This is a genomic window from Pantoea phytobeneficialis (assembly GCF_009728735.1).
In the GTDB taxonomy this organism is placed as follows: domain Bacteria; phylum Pseudomonadota; class Gammaproteobacteria; order Enterobacterales; family Enterobacteriaceae; genus Pantoea; species Pantoea phytobeneficialis.
Genome location: NZ_CP024636.1, coordinates 2,856,021 through 2,877,868 on the forward strand (window position 1 = coordinate 2,856,021; position 21,848 = coordinate 2,877,868).

The following is a 21,848-nucleotide window of genomic DNA, read 5'->3' on the forward strand; positions in this document are numbered from 1 at the left end:
GATAGGCCGGATGTGTAAGTGCAGCGATGCATTGAGCTAACCGGTACTAATGACCCGTGAGGCTTAACCTTACAACGCCAGAGGCGTTTTGAGTTGAGAGACGCGAGAATTTTCAGCATTGTTCGAACGGATTGATTCGTATGGCCTGTGAGGGCGGTGCGGATAAACAGAATTTGCCTGGCGGCTGTAGCGCGGTGGTCCCACCTGACCCCATGCCGAACTCAGAAGTGAAACGCCGTAGCGCCGATGGTAGTGTGGGGTCTCCCCATGCGAGAGTAGGGAACTGCCAGGCATCAATTAAGTGAAGAAGCCCTGAACGAAAGTTCAGGGCTTTTTTACGTCTGGAAACCAGTCAATATCCCCGTAGCGGCGCGATTTATCGCGCATTTTTTAGCGTCCGGAACAATAAAACCCGCGCGATAAATCGCGCCGCAACGGGTAATGATGCGATAAATCGCACCCGGTAAAACGTGGGGCGAGCAGGCTGCGACAAATTCGTAGATTTTGCCATCAGGCGTGAATCCAGTTCACGTAACAGGCCAACAAATGCTTTACTGAATTCTTTAGCGTTTATTATTCGCAAGGAAAAGAGGTAAAGATGACAGACTCTCTACAACAAAAAGTGGTACATCACGACACGACGGCCATCAGCAAACAACGCATCTGGGCGATTGTTGGGGCTTCATCCGGTAATCTGGTTGAATGGTTCGACTTCTACGTATACTCCTTCTTCTCACTCTATTTTGCCCATATCTTTTTCCCATCGGGCGACACCACCACCCAACTTCTGCAAACCGCAGGCGTCTTTGCTGCCGGCTTTTTGATGCGTCCTATCGGAGGCTGGCTATTTGGTTATATTGCCGACCGTCACGGACGCAAAAACTCCATGCTGATCTCGGTCTGCATGATGTGCTTCGGTTCGCTGGTGATTGCCTGCCTGCCCGGTTACGCTGAAATCGGCATTGCAGCGCCAGTTATCCTGCTGCTGGCCCGGATGTTTCAAGGACTTTCCGTGGGCGGCGAATATGGCACCAGCGCGACCTACATGAGTGAAGTAGCCCTGGAGGGACGTAAAGGATTCTACGCATCATTCCAGTACGTGACCTTGATTGGTGGTCAATTGTTGGCCGTGCTCACGGTAGTGGTGTTGCAGCTGCTACTCAGTGATGAGCAGTTGCACAGTTGGGCCTGGCGTATTCCTTTCTTCCTCGGCGCCATTCTGGCGGTGGTTGCGCTGTGGTTACGCCGCTCCCTCAACGAAACTTCAGAGAAAAAACACCGTGAGCATCGTGATGCCGGCAGTATCCTGGGCCTGCTACGCAACCATTCGCGTGCATTTCTGATGGTGCTGGGATTTACCGCTGGCGGTTCACTCAGCTTCTATACCTTCACCACTTACATGCAAAAGTATCTGGTGAATACCGCAGGAATGGATGCGCGTGCGGCGAGTGGGTTGATGACTGGCGCTCTGCTGGTCTTTATGTTGATTCAACCCATTATTGGGGCGCTCTCGGATAAAATTGGGCGTCGATCCTCCATGATGATTTTCGGTGCAGGAGCTGCCATTTGTACCGTACCTATCCTGACGTTGCTGCAAAATGTGCAGAGCGGCTGGCTGGCGTTTGTTCTGGTGATGCTGGCATTGATAATCACCAGCTTCTACACCGCCATCAGCGGCATTCTGAAGGCTGAAATGTTTCCACCTGAAGTGCGGGCGCTTGGTGTTGGGTTATCTTATGCGGTGGCGAATGCTATCTTTGGTGGTTCAGCGGAGTACGTCGCGCTATTGCTGAAAAAAGAAGGAATTGAAACCAGTTTCTTCTGGTATGTTTCGGCGATGGGGGCATTAGCTTTTCTGGTTTCGCTGATGCTGCATCGTAAAGGCAAGGGCATCGCGTTGTAACAGAAGGCCAGCCGCTCCTGACGGGCGGCTGGCGAAGCCGCCATCACAACAAGCGGCTGATTAAACGATCGATACGGATACGGCGCAGACGGCGAATCAACTTGCGTACTTTTGCCGGATAATCGGCGATGCTTTCCAGCTCACGGAAATGCTGCACCACCGTGGTATGAGTCCGAATCAGCGCCAATTCTTTCTCTCGCTGTTCAGCCAGTTGGTTTAGCGGATCATGGATAAGTACCGCGTTTTCCAGATCAAGTCGCCAGGCGCGCGGGTTAAGGTTATTCCCGGTGATCATCATCCACTCATCGTCAACCCATATGCCTTTCAGGTGATAGCTATTTTCGCCATCTTTCCACAAACGCACTGTCAGTTGTCCGTTGTTGACGTAGTACTGCAAGCGGCTCAGGAAACGACGTAAGTTAATCTCGTAGAGATAAGGCAGCGCACCAATGATCTTAAAGGGTTGCTCCGGTGGGATATAGAAATCGTTAGCGGTTTTGTCCCCAACAATGATCTCCACTTCCTTCCCCTGACGCAGCAAATGGATCAGATTACGTACCAGAATGGCAGGCAGGTTGAAATATGGGGTGCACAGGGTGAGTTTACGCTCAGCGCAGGGCATCAAATGGAAGATGGTTTTATTCAGCAGGCTGCGTTTACCCAGGCCAACCAACGGTGTCACCGTCAGACTTTCATTGCCCGAGTTTCCGGAAAACTGATAATTAAAGCCACGCAGATCCTGGCGGAACTGTCGGGTTTCGTTTTTGATTTCCGGGCTGGATGGGCGTTCGGTCTGGTCAAGACGATGCACCGCATCAGATTGCTTCAGGTTAGCGCAAATCCATTGATACATGGTGTCTGCCAACTGCGGGTTACGAATCAGCTGGTAGCGGTCATAACGGTAGCGATCATGCTGGTGCAAATAAACATCGTTGAGGCTGGCACCGCTATACAACAAGGTATCGTCAATGATAAAGCCTTTCAGATGCAGCACACCTAACGCTTCACGCGTATTGACCGGAATACCATAAACCGGAATCGCGATATCCGGATGTTGTGCGGCCATTTCACAATACCAGTCGGCATTGGTGAGACCACGCGCTGCGCCAATGCGGCCACGCTGGGCACGATGCCAGTCCACCAAAATACTGATATCCAGCTCTGGACGAGCCTGACGAGCAGCATACAACGCCTGCATAACTCCACGCCCGCCATCATCATTTTCCAGATACAGCGCAGCGATACAGATACGTTTTTCCGCAGTGGCAATTTTCGTCAGCAGGGTTTCACGGAACTCAACAGGCGAGTAGAGCGTGGTCACGTCCGAAACGGATTGTGACAGTTTAGGCAGCTGTGCGAGGTGTTGTTGGTGTTTATTACGTTTGAATTTAGACAACATCACGGTGCACTTCTTCTCTGTTCATCGCATGGCCTTTTGCCATCAAATCATGATCCTAACGCTAAATGATAACATCAACCGAGCCTACAGGGAGGATTTTTACCTTTCTCTACAAGGTTAGTTGATGGCATCGTTAAGCGGCAAATTAAGGCTGACAATTCCGTCATCCAGTTGAATACTCACGCGAAAGTTAAGTTTTCGCGCCAGGGTAATCATGCCGGTATTGTGTGGCATGGTGATACCGTTCAATTGTTGCAGACCGTGATCGCGGGTATAGCGGATCATCTTCTCCAGCAGACGTCTGCCCATGCCCAATCCTTTCAAATCCGATCGTACCAGCACGGAAAACTCAGCATCAATATTGTCGGCGTCTGAAATTGCACGCGTCACCCCGATAATTTCATCATGACCCGCGTGCTGACGGACGGCGACAATCGCCATCTCGCGGTCATAATCGATTTGCGTCATATTCGCCAGATCCTCGTGGGTGAACTCATTGATCTCACTGAAATAGCGATAATAAAGATCTTCTTTCGTCACCAGCGCAATAAAGTCCCGCAGTAGCGGCTCATCTTCTGGCAGGATCGGGCGGAACAGGCAATGCTGACCATCTTTCAGTTCAACCTGCTCCTCAAGGTGGTGAGGATAGGGGCGAATCGCCAGCCGCGCTTCGTTATCGCCCTGGAACGGGGCGAGCTGTAGCGTGACATCCAGCAGGGTAAATTCGTCACCGGCGGCCAGCAGCGGATGAATATCCAGCCGCTGGATCTCCGGGCAATCAACCACCAGGTTAGAAACCTGAACCAGCAACTGACTGAGTGCAGGAATGTTCAGGGGTCGCAACGCACTGCGACTGCGAACTTTGCCGCTTTTCATCGCCTGGATCACCAGATAGCGCGCCAGCGTCATGTTCAGGGGGGGCAAAGCTACGGCAGCTTGTTTATCTGGCTGCCATTCCACGCCGCCTTCTCCCAACATAATAATCGGACCAAACAGCGGATCCTGTTCCACCACTATGCGCAGCTCCTGTGCACCCGCGCGGTTGGCCATGCTCTGCACCAGCAGGCCATCAATCCGTGCCTCGGGATGGGTTTGCCGAACACGGTCAAAAATCGCGTCGGCGGCCAGTTTGACTTCACTGGCGCTGCGCAGATAAAGCATCACCCCCTGCACCTCAGACTTGTGCGGGATATCCGGTGAGCGCAACTTCAACGCCACCGGATAGCCGATCTGACTAGCGATGCTGGCCGCCGCAGAGCTGTCAGCGGCAATCCAGGTCGATAGGGTTGCCAGGCCATAAGCCTGCAACACCGGCTGGACTTCATGCGTGTCCAGCGTGGTGATGCCCTGGTCCAGCGCCTGCTGAATAAGCTGATGCGCCTGCGCGCTGTTTTGCGTCAGGCCCAACGGTAGCGCAGGCGTTTCCCGTAGCTGCTTCTGATTACGGCGGTACTCCACCTGGTGCATAAAGGCTGTCACTGTCCCTTCCGGCGTACGCCAGGTTGGAATTCCTGCCTGGGTGAAGGCGCGACGAGCCGCCTGCGAGGAAAATTCACCGCACCAGTTGGTCAGCAATGTCACCTGCTTGCCGCGTGGATGGCGCGCTATCGCCGCAATGATCTGCTCGGCAGTTTCGCTGGCCGGTGACACGGCACTGGGGGCGTGAATGATCATCAAGGCATCCAGTTCATGACTATCCAGCAACTTCTCAATGCAGGCGACGTAGCGCTCGGGGGTGGCATCATCTTTCAGATCGAGCGGATTGCCACGCCCGACACCGGCCGGCAACTGTGCTGCCAGCGCCTGCAAGGTTTCCTCGCTTAGCGTCGCCAGTTTGCCATTGCGCGCGTATAACTCGTCCAGCGCCAGTGCCGCCGGGGCGGCGCCATTGCTGATAATCATTAAACGATCGCCACGTAATGGGCGCATATGGCTGAGCGACTCCACTGCGGAGAACAGTTCATGAGTATCCTGCACCCGCAGCAAACCGGCACGCTGGATGGCTGCATCCCAGGCAGCATCCAGCCCACTGCGGGTACCAATCATTGCCTGTGCCTGGTGGCTACGCCCGCTTTTGATCACCAGAATCGGTTTATTGCGCGAGGCGCTACGCGATGCTGAGACAAAGCGGCGCGCATCGCTAAGATGTTCCAGATAGAGCAGGATGGCGCTGGTTTTGCCATCACGAGCGAGGAAATCAAGCAGGTCATCGACATCGATATCGAGGCTGTCGCCCAGTGCGATAAACCAGGAGAAACCAAGATTACGCTGCTGCGCCCAGTCGAGAATGGTGTTGGATACCGCCGCCGATTGCGAAATAAACGCGATACGACCTTTGGCAATGGGTACCGGGGAGAAACTGGCGTTAAGTCCTTGCCAGGGGGCGAGCAGGCCAAGGCTGTTGGGGCCGAGCAGGCGGATTTGCCACTGACTGGCGCAGGCTTTCAATTCATCCAGTTGTTCTGGGGGAGCGGAAAGAATGATGCACGCTTTACAACCTTTCTCCCCCAGTTGTTGAAGCAACGCCAGATTACGTTTGGCATGAGTACAGATGATGGCAAGATCGGGGGCAAAAGGCAGGCTGGCGATATCGGGCCAGGCGAGCACGCCGCTCACCGCCTTGTACTTCGGCGTTACCGGCAATACCGGGCCACTAAAACCGCCCGCCAGCAGGTTACGCATCATAAAATAACCCGCGCGCCCCGGTTTTACCGACGCACCGATTACCGCAATGGATTTAGGTCGTAACAGCGCTTCCAGTCCGCGTTGGCTCATCATGCACTCCTGACATGGGGGATGGCGTGATTGTAAACGCTTTTTACTGCGCTTGCCGATCTGGCGATCGCAGGCTGAGGATCTCTTTCAAATTCCAGCGTTTGAGATGACCGATATATTCGATCGGCTGTTGTGCGTGCCAGGCGGATACATCCCCCTCACGCAGATGCAATAAATCCGCCGGGCTAACCCAGTTTGCCTGGCCCGCCAGCAACTCAATTCCGGCATAGCGGTAACCCGCCAGCACAAATTCCGAACAGAAAAAACGGTCAGATTCAGGATTTTCCTCGTCGGCCAGTTGTATGTTAGCCAGTATCGTCAGGCAGTTGCTGCGCACCTGTTCATTTATCAGCGGTAATTCACACACACGACGCGACACCATAAAGGGCATAAACATCACAATCCCTTTAAAGTTGTATTTTTTGCCCTGTTGCAGGTCGGAAAACTCGCGCAGCCGCAGCGTTTGTTCAACGGTGATGCCCGGTATGCGTAAAGCCAGCAGATTATTACTTTCGGCAATCGCGCGATCGAGGGGGATAATGTTGACCCCACTCCCCACCACTTCAGCAACTCGCTGATCACCCAGATAAATAGCCGCGTGGCTGACGCCCGTCAGGGTAAACAGACGAATCCCCCAGGATTGCAGCGAGGTGGCTGATGAGAGCAGCAGATCGCCGGGTTGCAGTGCATCGGCAGCGATCAACGCAGAAGGATGGGTACTGACAGACTGAAATTTCAGGGGAAAGCCCTGTTGATGTTTTGGCGCGGTACTGCAACCGGCCAGCAGGAAAATAACCAACACGAAGAGTTTCATAGCGCATCATCCATGATTGAAAGCCAGCTCCGTGGCGATGCTCTACTATAGTTCAGTGCGCTGTGCAAAAAAAGAATAGTGTTAGTTATCCTCGTCACATAACGCGTGTGCCGGATGATGGGGTTTACCGGCCAGATACGCCTGACGGAAGCGCGTGAAATGCTGTTGTAACGCATCGGCAGCGGCGACGTCGCCAGCCTGCTCCAGCAATGCAGCGGCAACTTCTGCGGTGCAGTGCTGACCTTCGCCATGTGCTTCGCGCAGCGTGTAACGTGACGGGCTGGTCACATTCAAAGACATCACCGGGAATGCATCCAGCCAGGGGCTTTTGCGGAACATTTTGCGTGCCTCAGTCCAGGTGCCGTCGAGCATAATAAACAGCGGGGGCTTGCCGCTGCGTGGCGGCTCCGTCAGCACGGTGCGACCGGTATCGGCATAGGACGCGGGGAACACGACCAACGGTTGATAATCGCTCATCTGCACCGCTTGTAATAATGCGGCGTCGGGCTCGGTACGTGACCAGCCAAATGCCAGCGTATCCGGCAGGATATCGGCGATCAGACGTCCGGTATTACTGGGTTTCATCGGTTCGGTATCAAACATCACCAGACAAAAACGGCTGCGGGCGGTTTGCGGCTGTAATGTGGCGCATACGCAATGTTGATGCGGCAGGAGACAACCCTGACAGCGGATAACCCGATTGCCACGGGCCAGAAACGGACGGGTAGCGCGGGCAAGACGTTGCGTGCGCAAACGCAGGACGGCATTCTCAGACATAACACTCAGGCGGGCAGCAAAAACGTAATTGTAATGGAAATGCCGTGCAAAGGTAATATGGCCAGCACCCGGCTGGCCACGGAGGGGATCACAGCGACTCGTCGAGCCATTCGTTGAACGGTGCTTTTGGCATCGCGCCGTTCAGCATGTCGACCAACTCGCCATTCTTAAACAACATGATGGTGGGAATGCTGCGAATACGGAAACGTGAACTCAGCGCTGGTTCGGCTTCTGTATTCACCTTCACAAAACGCACCTTGCCGCGCCGCTCATCGGCGACATCTTTAAATACCGGTGCGAAGTTGACGCAAGGCCCACACCACGGTGCCCAGAAATCGACCACCACGGGCAAATCGTCCTGCAAATATTTATCCAGCGTCGCAGCAGTCGCGCTCACCACTTCGCCGTTAAACAGCTCACCGCCGCAGCGGCCACATTTGGCTCCATCGGCAATGCGTGCTTCGGGCACGCGGTTGGTTGCCTGACAGGAGGCACATACCGTATTCATAGTTACCTCAAACCGGATCTGTATATTTATGATTGCCGAGCATTATGAAAGGGTTGAATGCTATGCTCAATCTGGATTGCTCGATAGGTTCAATAGTTGATAGCTAAGCGCCGACACATCAGGTAATCTTCGCGCTCTCAATGCTGGAGGAACAGATGAACGACGAAATTAAAGGCAAAAGCGGCAAGGTCAAAGTGATGTATGTACGTGGTGAGGATGAGGGCCAGAAAGGCTCGCGTGCGCCAAACCCCCGTACCGGCAAAGGCGGCCGTCCTGCTGCGCGCCAGGAAGAGAATCGTCGTTCTGGCCCCCGCACTGGACGTAATAATGAAGAAGGCGGTCGCGGTGCGGGTCGTCGCAGCGATCGCGGCGATGATAATCGCAAAGCACGTAGCTTCGAGGATTCACCGTGGCGCACCGTTTCACGCCCACCGGTAGCTGAAAACAACGCGCTGGAAGAGGGTAGCGTCAGCAAGCCTGCTATCGACCCGGAGCAGATTCGCCGCCAGCGTCAGGAAGAGACGCGTGTTTACGGGGAAAATGCCTGCCAGGCGTTGTTCCAGAGCCGTCCCGAGAGCATCGTCCGCGCCTGGTTTGTCCAGAGCGTGACGCCGCGTTTCCGTGAAACATTGCGCTGGCTCGCCGCCAACCGCAAAGCCTACCATGTGGTGGACGATGCCGAGCTGGCGAAAGCATCAGGAACTGAACATCACGGCGGCGTGTGTTTCATCATTAAAAAACGCATGGGGATGGCGGTATCTGAGTGGTTAAGCCTGGCCGAAGCCAAAGATTGTGTACTGGCACTGGAAGATGTCAGCAACCCGCATAACCTCGGCGGCATCATGCGTAGCTGCGCCCACTTTGGTGTGAAGGGGCTGCTGGTGAATGATGCGTCACTGCTGGAATCGGGTGCCGCAGTGCGTACCGCAGAAGGTGGCGCGGAGCACGTCCAGGCAATCAGCGGTGAAAACTTCTCCGCCGGTCTGGAAGCCTTCCGCAAAGCAGGCTACACCATCGTCACGACCTCCAGCCATGAAGGTACACCGCTGGCAAAAGCTGAGCTGCCAGCCAAAATGGTGCTGGTGCTGGGCCAGGAGCGTGAAGGGCTGTCCGACAGCGCTTTCCAACAGGGTGACATGAGCCTGTCGATTGGCGGTACCGGCAACGTAGAAAGTCTCAACGTGTCGGTAGCAACTGGCATCCTGCTTGCCGAATGGTGGCGACAGAACGCATAAAAAAACGGGCCATTATGGCCCGTTTTTTTTTGCTTAGTGTGCACCACCGCCGCCACCGCCCGCCCCAAAAGGTGGACGTGCGAACCAAATCAGCACCAACAGAATAAGAAACACCCCGGCCGAGGCCCAGAAAATCTCGTTGGCAGAGATAATCAGCCCCTGGTTGGTGATCTGCTGTGCGATATACGCTGATGCCTGCTGATGGGTCATGCCAAGACTTTCCAACTGATCGTACATCTGCTGCGAATTGGCGTTATACGGATTCACCGATTCCGACAAATAGCTGTGATGCATTGATTCGCGATCGGTCCACATGGTGGTAGTAATCGACGTCCCGATGGAGCCAGCCAGTGTACGCACAAAGTTCGACAGACTGGATGCCGCCGCCATGCGTTCTGGTGGCAAGCCCGACAGCGTAATGGTGGTCAGCGGCATAAAGAAGCATGCCACCGCGAAGCCCTGAATAAACTGCGGCCACGCCGACGCACCAAAATCCATCCCCGGCTCAAAGGTATACGCGCGCCAATAGAAGCACACCGCATACATAATAAAGCTGAAGGTCACCAGACGGCGCATATCCAGCTTATGAGCAAAGCGACCAATGATCGGCGACAGGATTACCGGAATAATCCCCACCGGCGCGGAAGCCAGCCCGGCCCAGGTTGCGGTATAGCCGTACACTTCCTGCAATAGCTGCGGCAGCAAAACAATCGAGCCGAAGTAGAGCATATAGGCAAGGCTTATCGACAAACACCCGATGGTGAAATTGCGCGATTTAAATAGCGATAGATCGACAATCGGATGGTCATCCGTCAGTTCCCATACCAGTAGCACCGCCAGGGCTACGACCGCGACAACGGTTAACGTGATGATTTCAGTGGAACTAAACCAATCCAGTTCTCGGCCACGGTCCAGCATGACCTGCAAGCAACCAATACCCACCACCAGTAGCACCAGACCGACCATGTCAATCGGGCGGCTGGCCGTTTGTGTTTCCCGACCGCGCAAGGTTTGCAGCGTCAGCATCACCACCACCACGCCAATCGGCACGTTGATGAAGAAGATCCAGCCCCAGTGATAGTTATCGCTAATCCAGCCACCGAGAATCGGTCCACAGATCGGTGCCACGATCACCGTCATTGCCCACAACGACAGCGCCACGCTGCGTTTTGCGGGGGGGTAGTTGTTCAGCAACAAACTCTGCGACAGCGGAATCAGGGGCCCAGCCACCACCCCCTGGATGACACGAAAGAAAATCAGCATCGACAGACTTTCGGAGACACCACAGGCAAAGGAGGCGAGGGCGAACAGGATTGTCGCCCAGGTAAACAGCTTCACTTCACCGACGCGTTTCGCCAGCCAACCGGTGATCGGAATCGAGATGGCGTTTGCCACCCCGAAAGAGGTGATCACCCAGGTGCCCTGGGAGTTAGAGGCACCCAGGTTCCCGGCGATGGTGGGAATCGCCACGTTGGCAATCGTCGAATCGAGTACCTGCATAAACGTCGCCAGCGACAGGGCGATGGTCATCAGGACTAACGGCGCGCCTTCAAGCGGTTTTTGTGCCATAACAGCCTCCCGCGTTATCAGCCGGCGTTGGCACGAACGATGTCAGTAATCATCTGGTTTACTGGCGTCAGGTCGATTGCCAGCGCATCGCTTTCATAAGCGGCCTGGCTACGGACGCTGCTGGCAAGTGTTGCGCCATCCTTATTGGAGGTATCCACTTTGACCAGCGTTGACAGGCCGATACGCAGCGGATGTTCTGCCACTTCTTTCGCATCCAGCTCGATACGTACCGGCAGACGCTGAACCACTTTGATCCAGTTACCGGTGGCGTTCTGTGCCGGCAGCAGGGAGAAGGCGCTACCGGTGCCCATATCCAGACCTACCACCTTGCCTTGATACACCACATCATCACCGTAGATATCACTGACGACCGTCGCCGGTTGGCCAATGCGCACGTCTGCCAGTTGGGTTTCTTTGAAGTTCGCATCTATCCACAAATTGGTGGCAGGCACCACTGCCAGCAGTGGCGTGCTGGTGGAAATTTGCGAGCCAACTTGCACGCTACGACGGGAGACATAGCCATCCATCGGGCTGCGGATCTCGGTACGTTGCAGTGCCAGCCAGGCATCGCGCAGTTCAGCGGCGGCCTGTTTCACCGCCGGCTGGTTTTCCAGTGAGGTGTTGAGGATCATCGCCTGATTCGCGTTGTACTGCTGCACTGCTACGTCGAGTTGCGCTTTAGCGGTAGCCACGGCGTCGCGCGCGTGTTGCAGTTCCTCACGGCCAATCAGGTTGGCGGCACCCAGCGGCTCACGACGCTTCAGGTCTGCCTCGGCCTGCTCCAGCGCCGTTTGTTGCAACTTGATAGTGGCCTGATCCTGCTTGCCATTGATCATCAACTGATGCGTCTGACGTACGCTGGTAGCCAGTGCAGTCTGCGCTTTTTCAAACGCCTGTTCTGCATCGGTTTTATCGAGTGATACCAGCACGTCACCTTTCTTCACGAAGTCGGTGTCATCAAACCACACTTTATTGACGCTGCCAGACACCTGCGCCATCACCTGCACCTGATTACCTGAGACATAAGCATCGTCGGTTTCCTGGAAATGACGCAGCACCAGGAACCAGTAAGCCAGATAGGCAATACCAATAATGACAAACACGATAGCCAGCAGGATAAGCGCACCTTTGCGCTTTTTCTTTTTATTTGCTGGCTGTTGCGGGCTTTGATCTGCCGCTGTCGCACTCATGTTATTCTCCACGTTTTCCATTTTTTCGGGATGTGTTCATCCATCAACACGGGGTCCCGAGTCGAAAAAAGCCAGCGCTTGTGACGCTGGCCGGATAAAAAGGGGATTAAAATATCGGTTTCGACAGGTGATTGTGTCGCACTTCTTGCTATTAGCGTGACAGGGAGGCGATGAGTTGCTCTTCATCCATTTTGTCGAGGCGGTTAAGCAGCTTACGGGTAATCGCTTCCAGCTGTCCTTGCTCGTCTGAGGAGAGCGACGACCAAAGATATTGCAGGCTCTGGTGCTGAGGTGGCAGCAGCTGGCGTAAAAATTCGTTACCTTTCTCAGTCAGATGCAGATGCAGGCAGCGACGGTCGTTGTCACTTTCGCGACGCTCAATCCAGCCACGTTTTTCCAGCTCATCAGCAATACGTGTGGCGTTGGTACGGGAAGATCCGAGAGCAGAACTCAGTTCAGAAGGCTGGATGCTCTGATTTTCCTGCGCATCAAGGGTGATCAGCGCCATGAATAAGGTTTCGTTAATTCCCTGCGCCTTCAACATTTTGTTGCGATTATCCAGCAGTTTGCCCTGCATATGCATGCACAGACGCGTCAGGATGATCTCCTGCAATGGAAAATCTTTATGGCGAGTAGCACGGATGTTTAGCATCTGCTCTATGGGAGTAAACGAACTTTCCATTCTAAAAAAACCTCACTAGTTGCAACTGGTATAGTAATGGTGGTGACAGATTAAGCGTAGTCATAATTCCCGCCAGTGATTGTTAGCACGATCACACTGTCAGCACCCGGCGATTCCAGGTCATTCCCTGACCCTGGGCGTGTTGCCCGATCCAAGGCTACGGATGCGCAGGCATTGGATGCTATCAATTCGCCTCGCGAAATCTTTTTACAGTTGAATAATTTCGCGAGAAAAAATAACCATGATGAATAACTCTCTGGCTAACCATAACAAACCCAATCATTGATGAACAGTATTGCTCATCGATTAGGTCCGGTCTTTACGTTTTCTAAACACTTTCGTAGCGCGCATTGCGCCACCAAATCAACAGGTTAATTGTGGTGAGCAGCACACCGGCTCCACAAACGCCATACCAGCCTGCATGATGAAATGCGTTCGCCGAGATGATTGAACCCAGCGCACCACCGATAAAATAACTGGTCATATAGCCGGCATTCAGGCGGTTGCGCGCCTCTGGTTTATGACGATAAATCACGCTTTGGTTAGTGATATGTACTGCCTGCACCGCTAAGTCGAGCAGCAAAATACCGATAATCAGTGCCAGCAAATGGTGTGCCCCCAGCGCGGTTACACCCCACGCCGCTAACATAATCATCAACCCGGTGCTGGTGGTCAGTTTGGCTTTCCCTTTATCAGCCAGACTACCGGCCTGACGTGCCGCCAGTGCCCCTGCGGCACCCACCAGACCCAGCAGACCAATCTCCCCTTCATTAAAACCATAAGGTTGCGCTGATAGCAGGAACGCCATGGAGGTCCAGAGCATGCTGAAATTGGCGAAAGAGAGGCAGCCGGTTAACGCGCGGGTACGTATCACCCGGTTAGCGGCGTACAGGCTGAAGATGGAGCGTAACAACTGCGGGTAATTAAGTGGGACATTCTGCTTATAGCGTGGCAGATAACGCCACAGCGCCAGTGCCATCAGGATCATCAATACGCTGGCGGTCCAGTAAACGCTGCGCCAGCCAGCCAGTTGCGCTAGCGCACCTGCGGCGGTTCGTGCCAGCAGGATACCGAGCAATAAACCGCTCATTACCGTTCCTACTACTTTGCCGCGTTTCTCGGGCGCTGCGAGGGTGGCCGCAAGAGGCACCAGAATTTGTGCCACGACAGAAAACAGCCCGGTCACTACCGTGCCCAGCAGCATTAACGGCAGGGAAGGGGAGAGCGCGGTGATCATCATGCCACCGGCCGCGAGCAGGCTCATAGAAACAATCAGGGCGCGCCGTTCCAGCATATCGCCGAGTGGTACCAGCAACAGCAGGCCACAGGCATAACCGAGTTGGGCGGTGGTGACGATAAAGCCGGCGAGGCTGACGGAGAGATTAAACTGGTGGGCGATGGTATCCAGCAGCGGCTGGACATAGTAGTTGCTGGCGACGGCAAGGCCAGTCGCGACCGACATCAGCGCGACCAGGGCAGAACTGAGGCCCTGATGGGAAGCATTCATAGCGTCATGAGCAGGCAAATAATCATAATGGGTTAATAGTAACCCAAAAAACTATTTCATTGTTGTGTTAATTAACAGGACGTACCAGTACGCTATAGCGTCCGAATCGATTGGGAAAACCTGGTCGCCCTCTGTAGCGGCGCGATTTATCGCGCGACTTTAGCTGCTGATGGCCCTCATCCCGACCTTCTCCCGCAAGCGGGAGAAGGAGGTGTGCAGTATGTGGGCCCGGTGATATTTACTTCGCCGCAGCCAGTGCGTCCTGCACCCACTTATCAAACTCGGCCTGATGACCTTTGATCCAGCCATCAACGTGACGGTTGATATCGTCTTCAGAAGACTGACCGGCATGCATGGCAGCATTTTCCGCATTGATGTCGGTGATTGGCAGTTTCATCTCGGCAAACAGTTTCGCCGCCGCCGGGTTTTTCTCAGCCCAGGCTTTGTTGGCAACAATATGCATGGTATTCACCGGGAAGCCGTAGTTGGCACCGTTCGCCAGCTTGGTATCGACATTTTTCTGCTCGCCCGGCAGCGATGAGAACGGCACCTGCAACCACACCACATCTTTACCCGGCTTCAGCACGTCGCTCACCCAGTAGGGGGTCCAGGTGTAGTACAGGATCGGCTTACCCTGCTTAAAGCGAGTGATGGTGTCGGCAATCATTGCCGAGTAATTTCCCTGGTTGTGCTCCACCGTCTTGCTCAGACCGTAAGCGTCAATCTGGTGGTTAATCACGGCCTCGCAGCCCCAGCCTGGGGTGCAACCGGTCAGGTCAGCTTTGCCGTCGCCGTTAGTATCAAACAGCTTCGCCAGCTTAGGATCTTTCAACTGGGCAAAGTTGGTGATGTGGTACTGATCCGCTGTTTTTTTGTCGATCAGGTAACCCTGTGCCGCACCGGTTACATAAGTCCCTTCGCGGTAAAACTTCTGGTCGCCACCGGCGGCTTTATACATATCATCATGCAGCGGCTGCCAGTTGACGGCGGTAAAGGTGGCATCGCCTTCGGCAATGGTGGTGTAGCCAACGTTGTAGTCCACTTCGCTGGGTTTATCGACGGTATAACCCAGTTTTTCCAGCGCGCGGCTCACCAGCAGCGTCTGAAACGTTTCTTCTGAGATGGTGCTCTGCACCGGTTTAACGGTGATGCCTTTACCCGGCAGGTCGGCGGCGGACACATGCGTCACGGCGAATGTCGTCAGGACGGCAGCGAATAGGGCTGTCTTGCGCATAGTCATTCCTTATTTTACGTGTGGCGTCGGAGACGGGCGGCTACAGTGGGCCGCCCAAATGAATCAGGGCTTTTTACTGAAAGGGCGCATCAGCAGGCCAACCGGGCCACTGCTGTACCAGTGGCGATTGCCACGGCTGCGGCTGTCGCGACCCACCGATTGGGTCAGACGATCAAGAATAATGGCGAGGATCACGATACCCACACCGCCCACGGTGGCGAGGCCCATATCGAGGCGACCGATACCGCGCAGCACCATCTGGCCAAGACCACCGACGGCGATCATCGAGGCGATCACCACCATCGACAGCGCCAGCATCAGCGTCTGGTTAACGCCAGCCATAATGGTCGGCATCGCCAGTGGCAGTTGCACTTTAAACAACATCTGACGCGGGCTGGCACCAAAGGACTCACTGGCTTCGATCAAATCTGCCGGAACCTGTTTAATGCCGAGAATCGTCAGACGCACAATCGGCGGCAAGGCAAAGATAATGGTCACCACTACGCCCGGCACATTACCGATGCCGAACAGCATGACAATTGGCACCAGATAGACGAAGGCTGGTGTGGTTTGCATCGCATCCAGCAGTGGTCGGATGATGCGCGCCGCGCGTTCGCTGCGTGCCAGCCAGATGCCGAGCGGCAGACCGATAATGATGCAGAACAACAGGGCGGTGAGCACCAGCGCCAGCGTCACCATCGCTTGTGACCAGGCACCAATTGCGCCAATCAACACCAGCGAAATCAGGGTCGCGATACCCATTGCCGGGCTGGCGATCTGCCAGGCGATCAGCGCGAACACCACCAGCGCGACCGGCGCAGGCATACCCAGCAGCAGTTGCTGGAAGGCACTGAGGATATAATCCACCGGCACACGGATGCCCTGGAACACCGGGCGGAAGTGGTTTACCACCCAGTCGATGCCGTGAGTCACCCAGCTATCGAGCGGGATCAGCGTCTTATGGAACGGATCCAGAATATTGAAATGTTCCGGCTGCGGCGAAGGTGCGCTGCTTAACCAGTCGCTGTTGCTGGCGGCGTTGCTGGCGGCCTCATGCGTGCCGGGGCTTGCCGGTGCGCTGGCCCCGGTTGACCAGGGATCGGTTGCGCTACTGTCGGGAGTGGCCGCCTGCGTAGTCTGACTGGCGCTATCCCACGGATTGCTATTTTGTTCACTCATTATCAGGCTCCTTCACGGTCTAAAGCGCGCAGCAGCGTGCTTTTCGATATCACACCAACATACTGATTTTCTTCACCTACCACCGGTACGGCACAAGGTGCCTGCGCCACATGGGAGAGCAGATCATTCAGTGAGGTGTCCGCCGGAACCGCCGGAATATCCAACAGCGCGTTGTCCAGACCCTCGCCTGCGGCCAGAGCCGCTTTCAGCGAATCGGTTGAAACCACGCCAACAAATTTTTGTTTTTCCAGTACATAGCCAAAATCGCGATCTTCATCCTGCAACAACTTGATCGCAGATCGTGGGCCAAGACCCGCCGCTTTACGGATCAGCGCACCCGCGCTGCGTCGCGCAATATCTTTGGCGCTGAACACATGGCTGATATCGACGCCACGGAAGAAGGTTCGCACATAATCGTTGGCTGGATTATTCAATATTTCATCCGGTGTGCCGACCTGGACCACTTCACCGCCCTGCATAATGGCAATGCGATCGCCAATACGCATCGCTTCATCGAGATCGTGGGAAATAAAGACAATGGTACGTTGATGTTTTGCCTGCAATTTTACCAACTCATCCTGCATTTCAGTACGAATAAGCGGATCAAGTGCAGAGAAGGCTTCGTCCATCAACAAAATATCGGGATTGATTGCCAGCGCACGGGCTAATCCGACGCGCTGACGCATACCACCGGAAAGTTCATCCGGGTATGCATGGGCATAATTCTCCAGTCCGACCTGACGCAATGCTTCCAGCGCTTTTTCCTGACGCTCCTGCAATGCTACGCCCGCTAATTCCATGCCGAAGGCGGTATTATTTAATACCGTCAGATGTGGCATCAGAGCAAATGACTGGAATACCATGCTGATCTTATTTCTGCGCACTTCGCGCAGTTCGGCGTCGGATATTTTGGCAATATCGACGCCATCAATAATCACCTGGCCGCGTGTCGGCTCGATCAGACGATTGAGAAGGCGAACCATGGTGGACTTACCTGAACCTGAAAGCCCCATGATGACGAAGATCTCGCCTTCTTCAATGGCCAGACTGGCATCTTTTACGCCGAGAGAAAGTCCGGTTTTCGCCAGAATTGCCTCTTTACCCTCACCGCGTTCAATATGTTTAAATGCCCTTTCCGGGTGATCACCAAATATCTTATATAAATTCTTTACTTCGAGTTTAATTGCCATGCAGTAATTAAATTCCTGGTTAATTGATGTTTCGCTATTTCTTGTTGTGGCCCTGGTTAAAATTAAGCGGCCTATACCGTAACATAATGAGATTATCTGACAACCCTTGAGGGTGATATTTGGCTGGCGATGATGGAGAGAATGGCGAGAATTTCCAGTGCTCACAAGGGATAAGCAAGGATCAATTTTTTCTCAAATTCAGGCTGAATTTTTGTGCTTCTGGCGGTTTTATTTATCTGAGCGGCGATAAATCGCGCTTTACCAGGCGATATATGGACCATTGCAAGGAAGAAAAAATGACAGACTGATGACGATGTAGAGGCGAAATAACGGGGAAATATCCAGCAGTGAACAGAGGAAATATCGGGCTGAGGCCAGCCCGATATGAAGCGATTAAAAGTTCCAGTCTTCGTCTTCTGTTTCGACCGCTTTGCCCATTACATAGGAGGAGCCGGAACCGGAGAAAAAGTCGTGGTTTTCATCGGCATTTGGCGACAAGGCAGAAAGGATCGCCGGGTTCACTGCTGTGAGTTCCGCCGGAAACAGCGCTTCGTAACCGAGGTTCATCAGCGCTTTGTTGGCGTTGTAGTGCAGGAAGGTTTTCACTTCTTCCGCCCAACCCACATCGGCATACAGCGCTTCGGTATAAACAACCTCGTTTTCGTACAGCGCCAGCAGCAGCTCGATGGCGAATTGCTGCAACTCTTCACGGCGTGCATCATCGACATTTTCCAGCGCTTTCTGGTACTTATAACCGATGTAATAACCGTGCACCGCTTCATCGCGAATAATCAGACGAATCAAATCCGCCGTATTGGTCAGCTTGCCACGGCTTGACCAATACATCGGCAGCCAGAAGCCGGAATAGAACAGGAACGATTCGAGGAACACGCTGGCAATTTTCTTCTTCAGCGGGTCATCTGCGCGATAATGCTCCAGCACGATTTTCGCTTTATTTTGCAGCGCCTCATTCTCCTCACTCCAGCGATAAGCGGCATCAACATCTGCCGTGTTACATAGGGTGGAGAAAATCGAGCTATAGGAGCGGGCGTGAACCGCTTCCATAAAGCTGACGTTGGACAGTACCGCTTCTTCATGTGGTGTCAACGCATCCTCCATCAGCCCCGGTGCGCCAATCACGTTCTGAATGGTATCGAGCAGCGTCAGTCCGGTGAACACGCGGATGGTCAGCTGTTGCTGCTGTTTATCCAGTGTCTGCCAGGCGGGCAGGTCGTTGGACAACGGCACTTTTTCCGGCAGCCAGAAGTTACTGGTCAGGCGGTTCCACACTTCGAGATCTTTCTCGTCCTGGATACGGTTCCAGTTAATCGCTTGAATTTGATTTAGTCGCATAGTTTTCATCACAGCGCGCAGGAGACGCAGCCCTGCACCTCAGTGCCTTGAAGCGCCATCTGGCGCAGTCGAATGTAATAAAGCGTTTTGATGCCTTTCTTCCACGCGTAGATCTGCGCTTTGTTGATATCACGCGTGGTGACGTCATCACGGAAGAACAGCGTCAGAGAAAGTCCCTGGTCGACGTGTTGGGTCGCTTCGGCGTAGGTATCAATAATCGCTTCCGGGCCAATCTGGTAGGCATCCTGATAGAAATCCAGATTGTCATTGGTCATAAACGGGGCCGGATAGTAAACACGGCCGGTTTTACCCTCTTTGCGAATCTCAATCCGTGACACGATCGGGTGAATGCTGGAGGTCGCGTGGTTGATGTATGAGATCGAACCGGTGGGCGGAATCGCCTGGAGATTCTGGTTATACAGACCGTGCGTCATCACCGCTTCACGCAATGCCTGCCAGTCAGCCTGGCTGGGTAGGGCAATGCCAGCATCAGCAAACAGTTGCGCTACCCGTGCAGTACGCGGTTGCCAGGCCCGTTCGGTGTACTTGTCGAAGTACGCGCCGCTGGCATAGGTGGATTGTGCAAAACCATCAAAATTCTGTTTACGCTCCTGTGCCAGCAGGTTAGAGGTGCGCACCGCATGATAAGTGACACAGTAAAAATAGAGATTGGTGAAATCCAGCGCCTCTTGTGAACCGTAAGCCATGCCTTCGCGCGCCAGATAGCCATGCAGGTTCATCTGACCAAGACCAATCGCGTGTGAACGGCGGTTGCCTTCAGCCACCGAGGGCACCGAGTTAATCTCGCTCATATCCGACACGGCAGTCAGGGCTCGCACCGCGACTTCCACGGTCTGCGCCAGATTGCGTGAATCCATCGCATGCGCGATGTTGAGCGAACCCAGGTTACAGGAGATATCTTTGCCGACACGGCGATAACTCAGGTCGTCATGGAACTCGCTGGCGCTGTTGACCTGCAAAATCTCCGAGCACAGATTGCTCATATTGATGCGGCCGGCAATCGGGTTGCTGCGGTTGACGCTATCCTCATACATGATGTAGGGATAGCCGGATTCGAACTGAATCTCCGCCAGCGTCTGGAAGAAATCACGCGGCTGAATAAAGGTTTTGCGAATGCGGTCGTCGGCCAGCATCTCATCGTAATGTTCGCTGATGCTGATGTCGCCAAAAGCCTTACCGTAGATGCGTTCCACGTCATACGGCGAAAACAGCGCCATCTCACGATTTTCTTTTGCCAGACGGAAAGTGACGTCCGGGATCACCACGCCGAGGGACAGCGTTTTGATGCGAATTTTCTCGTCGGCGTTCTCACGCTTGGTATCGAGGAAACGCAGGATATCCGGGTGATGGGCATTCAGCCACACTGCGCCCGCACCCTGACGTGCTCCCAGTTGGTTAGCGTAAGAAAACGCATCTTCCAGCATCTTCATAACCGGAATCACGCCGGAAGATTGGTTCTCGATACGCTTGATCGGTGCGCCGGACTCTCGCAGGTTCGACAGCAAAAATGCCACGCCGCCGCCACGTTTGGAGAGCTGCAATGCGGAGTTCACCGCACGGCCAATCGATTCCATATTGTCTTCGATACGCAGCAGGAAGCAGGAAACCAACTCACCGCGTTGCTGTTTACCGCAGTTCAGGAAGGTGGGCGTTGCAGGCTGGAAGCGACCGCTCAGCATCTCTGCCAGCAGTTCGCGCGCCAGGGATTCGTTACCGCGTGCCAGCGTCAGCGCCACCATGCAGGCGCGCTGTTCAAAGGTTTCGAGGTAACGCTTGCCGTCAAAGGTTTTCAGCGTGTAGCTGGTGTAGAACTTCCACGCCCCCAGGAAGGTATGAAAACGGAAACCCCAGGCATCAGCTTCGTCGTGCAGCTGGCACAGGAAGGCGAAATCGTACTGATTCAGTACCTCAGCTTCGTAGTAGCCTTCAGCCACCAGATAGCGCAGGCGTTCCGCCGCAGAGGCGAAAGGCACGGTATTGGGCGCAACATGTTGCAGGAAAAACTGATGCGTGGCTTCGTGGTCTTTATCGAACTGGATGCGGCCATCGGCGTCATACAGGTTCAGCATCGCGTTCAGGGCGTGGTAGTCAAGTCCTGCGCCATTGAGGGTGTCTGTCGTTGCCAAAATTGGGTCACTCCCGCTTTTACATTAGCGATATCGTCGGGGGTTCCCATCAACTCAAAGCGGTAGAGATAGGGAACCTGACATTTCTGCGCAATGATGTCGCCTGCCAGGCAGAATCCCGCTCCGAAGTTGCGGTTGCCGGCAGCAATCACCCCGCGGATACCGCGTCGGTTAGCTTCATCATTGAGGAATTGGATCACTTGTCCGGGCACCGCCCCTCTGGCACTGCCGCCGCCATAGCTCGGCACCACCAGAATGTAGGGCTGGTCGATATGCAGGCGCTGCGTGCTGTCGATGGGTATTCGTCGTGCAGGCAGGCCCAGACGTATGATAAATCGGTGCGTGTTTTCCGACTGGCTGGAAAAGTACACCAGTGGAAACATCGC

General features: G+C 54.4%; 17 protein-coding genes and 1 rRNA gene. 3 read left to right on the forward strand and 15 right to left on the reverse strand.

Annotated features, from left to right (window positions below):
• Positions 1–176: 176 nt before the first annotated feature.
• Both rrf and CTZ24_RS13235 read left to right on the forward strand, forming a co-directional pair.
• A 5S ribosomal RNA gene (gene rrf / locus CTZ24_RS13230) occupies positions 177–292 on the forward strand.
• A gap of 306 nt (positions 293–598) precedes the next feature.
• The gene (locus CTZ24_RS13235) at positions 599–1,903 is read left to right on the forward strand and encodes an MFS family transporter (protein ID WP_208723751.1); all 1,305 of its coding nucleotides are present in this window, start codon (positions 599–601) and stop codon (positions 1,901–1,903) included.
• A gap of 43 nt (positions 1,904–1,946) precedes the next feature.
• Here the strand turns inward: CTZ24_RS13235 and pssA are convergent, their stop codons facing one another.
• The 5 genes from pssA to trxC all read right to left on the reverse strand — a co-directional run bounded on the left by pssA (position 1,947) and on the right by trxC (position 8,176).
• Positions 1,947–3,302, reverse strand: coding sequence for a CDP-diacylglycerol--serine O-phosphatidyltransferase (gene pssA, locus CTZ24_RS13240; RefSeq protein ID WP_208725554.1), 1,356 nt, complete (start codon positions 3,300–3,302; stop codon positions 1,947–1,949).
• A gap of 117 nt (positions 3,303–3,419) precedes the next feature.
• Positions 3,420–6,077 (reverse strand): bifunctional acetate--CoA ligase family protein/GNAT family N-acetyltransferase, encoded by a 2,658-nt coding sequence (locus CTZ24_RS13245; protein ID WP_208725555.1) that lies wholly within the window; start codon positions 6,075–6,077, stop codon positions 3,420–3,422.
• A 43-nt stretch (positions 6,078–6,120) separates the two neighbouring features.
• Positions 6,121–6,891, reverse strand: a complete 771-nt coding sequence (locus CTZ24_RS13250) for a YaeF family permuted papain-like enzyme (protein ID WP_208723752.1) — start codon at positions 6,889–6,891, stop codon at positions 6,121–6,123.
• Between the two features lie 81 nt (positions 6,892–6,972).
• Positions 6,973–7,668, reverse strand: coding sequence for a tRNA-uridine aminocarboxypropyltransferase (locus CTZ24_RS13255; RefSeq protein ID WP_208723753.1), 696 nt, complete (start codon positions 7,666–7,668; stop codon positions 6,973–6,975).
• An 88-nt stretch (positions 7,669–7,756) separates the two neighbouring features.
• The gene (gene trxC / locus CTZ24_RS13260) at positions 7,757–8,176 is read right to left on the reverse strand and encodes a thioredoxin TrxC (protein WP_036626502.1); all 420 of its coding nucleotides are present in this window, start codon (positions 8,174–8,176) and stop codon (positions 7,757–7,759) included.
• Between the two features lie 155 nt (positions 8,177–8,331).
• On the opposite strand from trxC, the gene CTZ24_RS13265 reads away from it, so the two are divergent.
• Positions 8,332–9,411, forward strand: coding sequence for a tRNA/rRNA methyltransferase (locus CTZ24_RS13265; protein ID WP_208723754.1), 1,080 nt, complete (start codon positions 8,332–8,334; stop codon positions 9,409–9,411).
• Positions 9,412–9,444: 33 nt separating this feature from the next.
• Here the strand turns inward: CTZ24_RS13265 and emrB are convergent, their stop codons facing one another.
• The 10 genes from emrB to nrdI form a co-directional block, all read right to left on the reverse strand.
• A complete protein-coding gene (emrB, locus tag CTZ24_RS13270; RefSeq protein WP_021184442.1) occupies positions 9,445–10,980 on the reverse strand; it encodes a multidrug efflux MFS transporter permease subunit EmrB in 1,536 nt (511 codons plus the stop codon).
• A 17-nt stretch (positions 10,981–10,997) separates the two neighbouring features.
• The gene (emrA, locus tag CTZ24_RS13275; RefSeq protein ID WP_021184441.1) at positions 10,998–12,170 is read right to left on the reverse strand and encodes a multidrug efflux MFS transporter periplasmic adaptor subunit EmrA; all 1,173 of its coding nucleotides are present in this window, start codon (positions 12,168–12,170) and stop codon (positions 10,998–11,000) included.
• A gap of 151 nt (positions 12,171–12,321) precedes the next feature.
• Entirely contained in the window at positions 12,322–12,852 is a 531-nt protein-coding gene (gene mprA, locus CTZ24_RS13280) for a transcriptional repressor MprA (protein WP_013510181.1), read from the reverse strand.
• 328 nt (positions 12,853–13,180) lie between these two features.
• Entirely contained in the window at positions 13,181–14,359 is a 1,179-nt protein-coding gene (locus CTZ24_RS13285; protein ID WP_208723755.1) for an MFS transporter, read from the reverse strand.
• A 238-nt stretch (positions 14,360–14,597) separates the two neighbouring features.
• Entirely contained in the window at positions 14,598–15,593 is a 996-nt protein-coding gene (gene proX / locus CTZ24_RS13290; protein ID WP_021184439.1) for a glycine betaine/L-proline ABC transporter substrate-binding protein ProX, read from the reverse strand.
• Between the two features lie 63 nt (positions 15,594–15,656).
• The gene (gene proW / locus CTZ24_RS13295) at positions 15,657–16,772 is read right to left on the reverse strand and encodes a glycine betaine/L-proline ABC transporter permease ProW (RefSeq protein WP_208723756.1); all 1,116 of its coding nucleotides are present in this window, start codon (positions 16,770–16,772) and stop codon (positions 15,657–15,659) included.
• Between the two features lie 2 nt (positions 16,773–16,774).
• Positions 16,775–17,962 carry a glycine betaine/L-proline ABC transporter ATP-binding protein ProV gene (gene proV, locus CTZ24_RS13300; RefSeq protein ID WP_021184437.1) on the reverse strand — a complete coding sequence of 396 codons (1,188 nt, stop codon included), beginning with the start codon at positions 17,960–17,962 and terminating at the stop codon, positions 16,775–16,777.
• A gap of 393 nt (positions 17,963–18,355) precedes the next feature.
• The gene (gene nrdF / locus CTZ24_RS13305) at positions 18,356–19,315 is read right to left on the reverse strand and encodes a class 1b ribonucleoside-diphosphate reductase subunit beta (RefSeq protein ID WP_021184435.1); all 960 of its coding nucleotides are present in this window, start codon (positions 19,313–19,315) and stop codon (positions 18,356–18,358) included.
• Between the two features lie 8 nt (positions 19,316–19,323).
• Positions 19,324–21,462, reverse strand: coding sequence for a class 1b ribonucleoside-diphosphate reductase subunit alpha (nrdE, locus tag CTZ24_RS13310; protein WP_208723757.1), 2,139 nt, complete (start codon positions 21,460–21,462; stop codon positions 19,324–19,326).
• A complete protein-coding gene (nrdI, locus tag CTZ24_RS13315; RefSeq protein WP_208725556.1) occupies positions 21,411–21,845 on the reverse strand; it encodes a class Ib ribonucleoside-diphosphate reductase assembly flavoprotein NrdI in 435 nt (144 codons plus the stop codon). The genes nrdE and nrdI overlap by 52 nt, the downstream gene beginning before the upstream one ends.
• Positions 21,846–21,848: the final 3 nt, after the last annotated feature.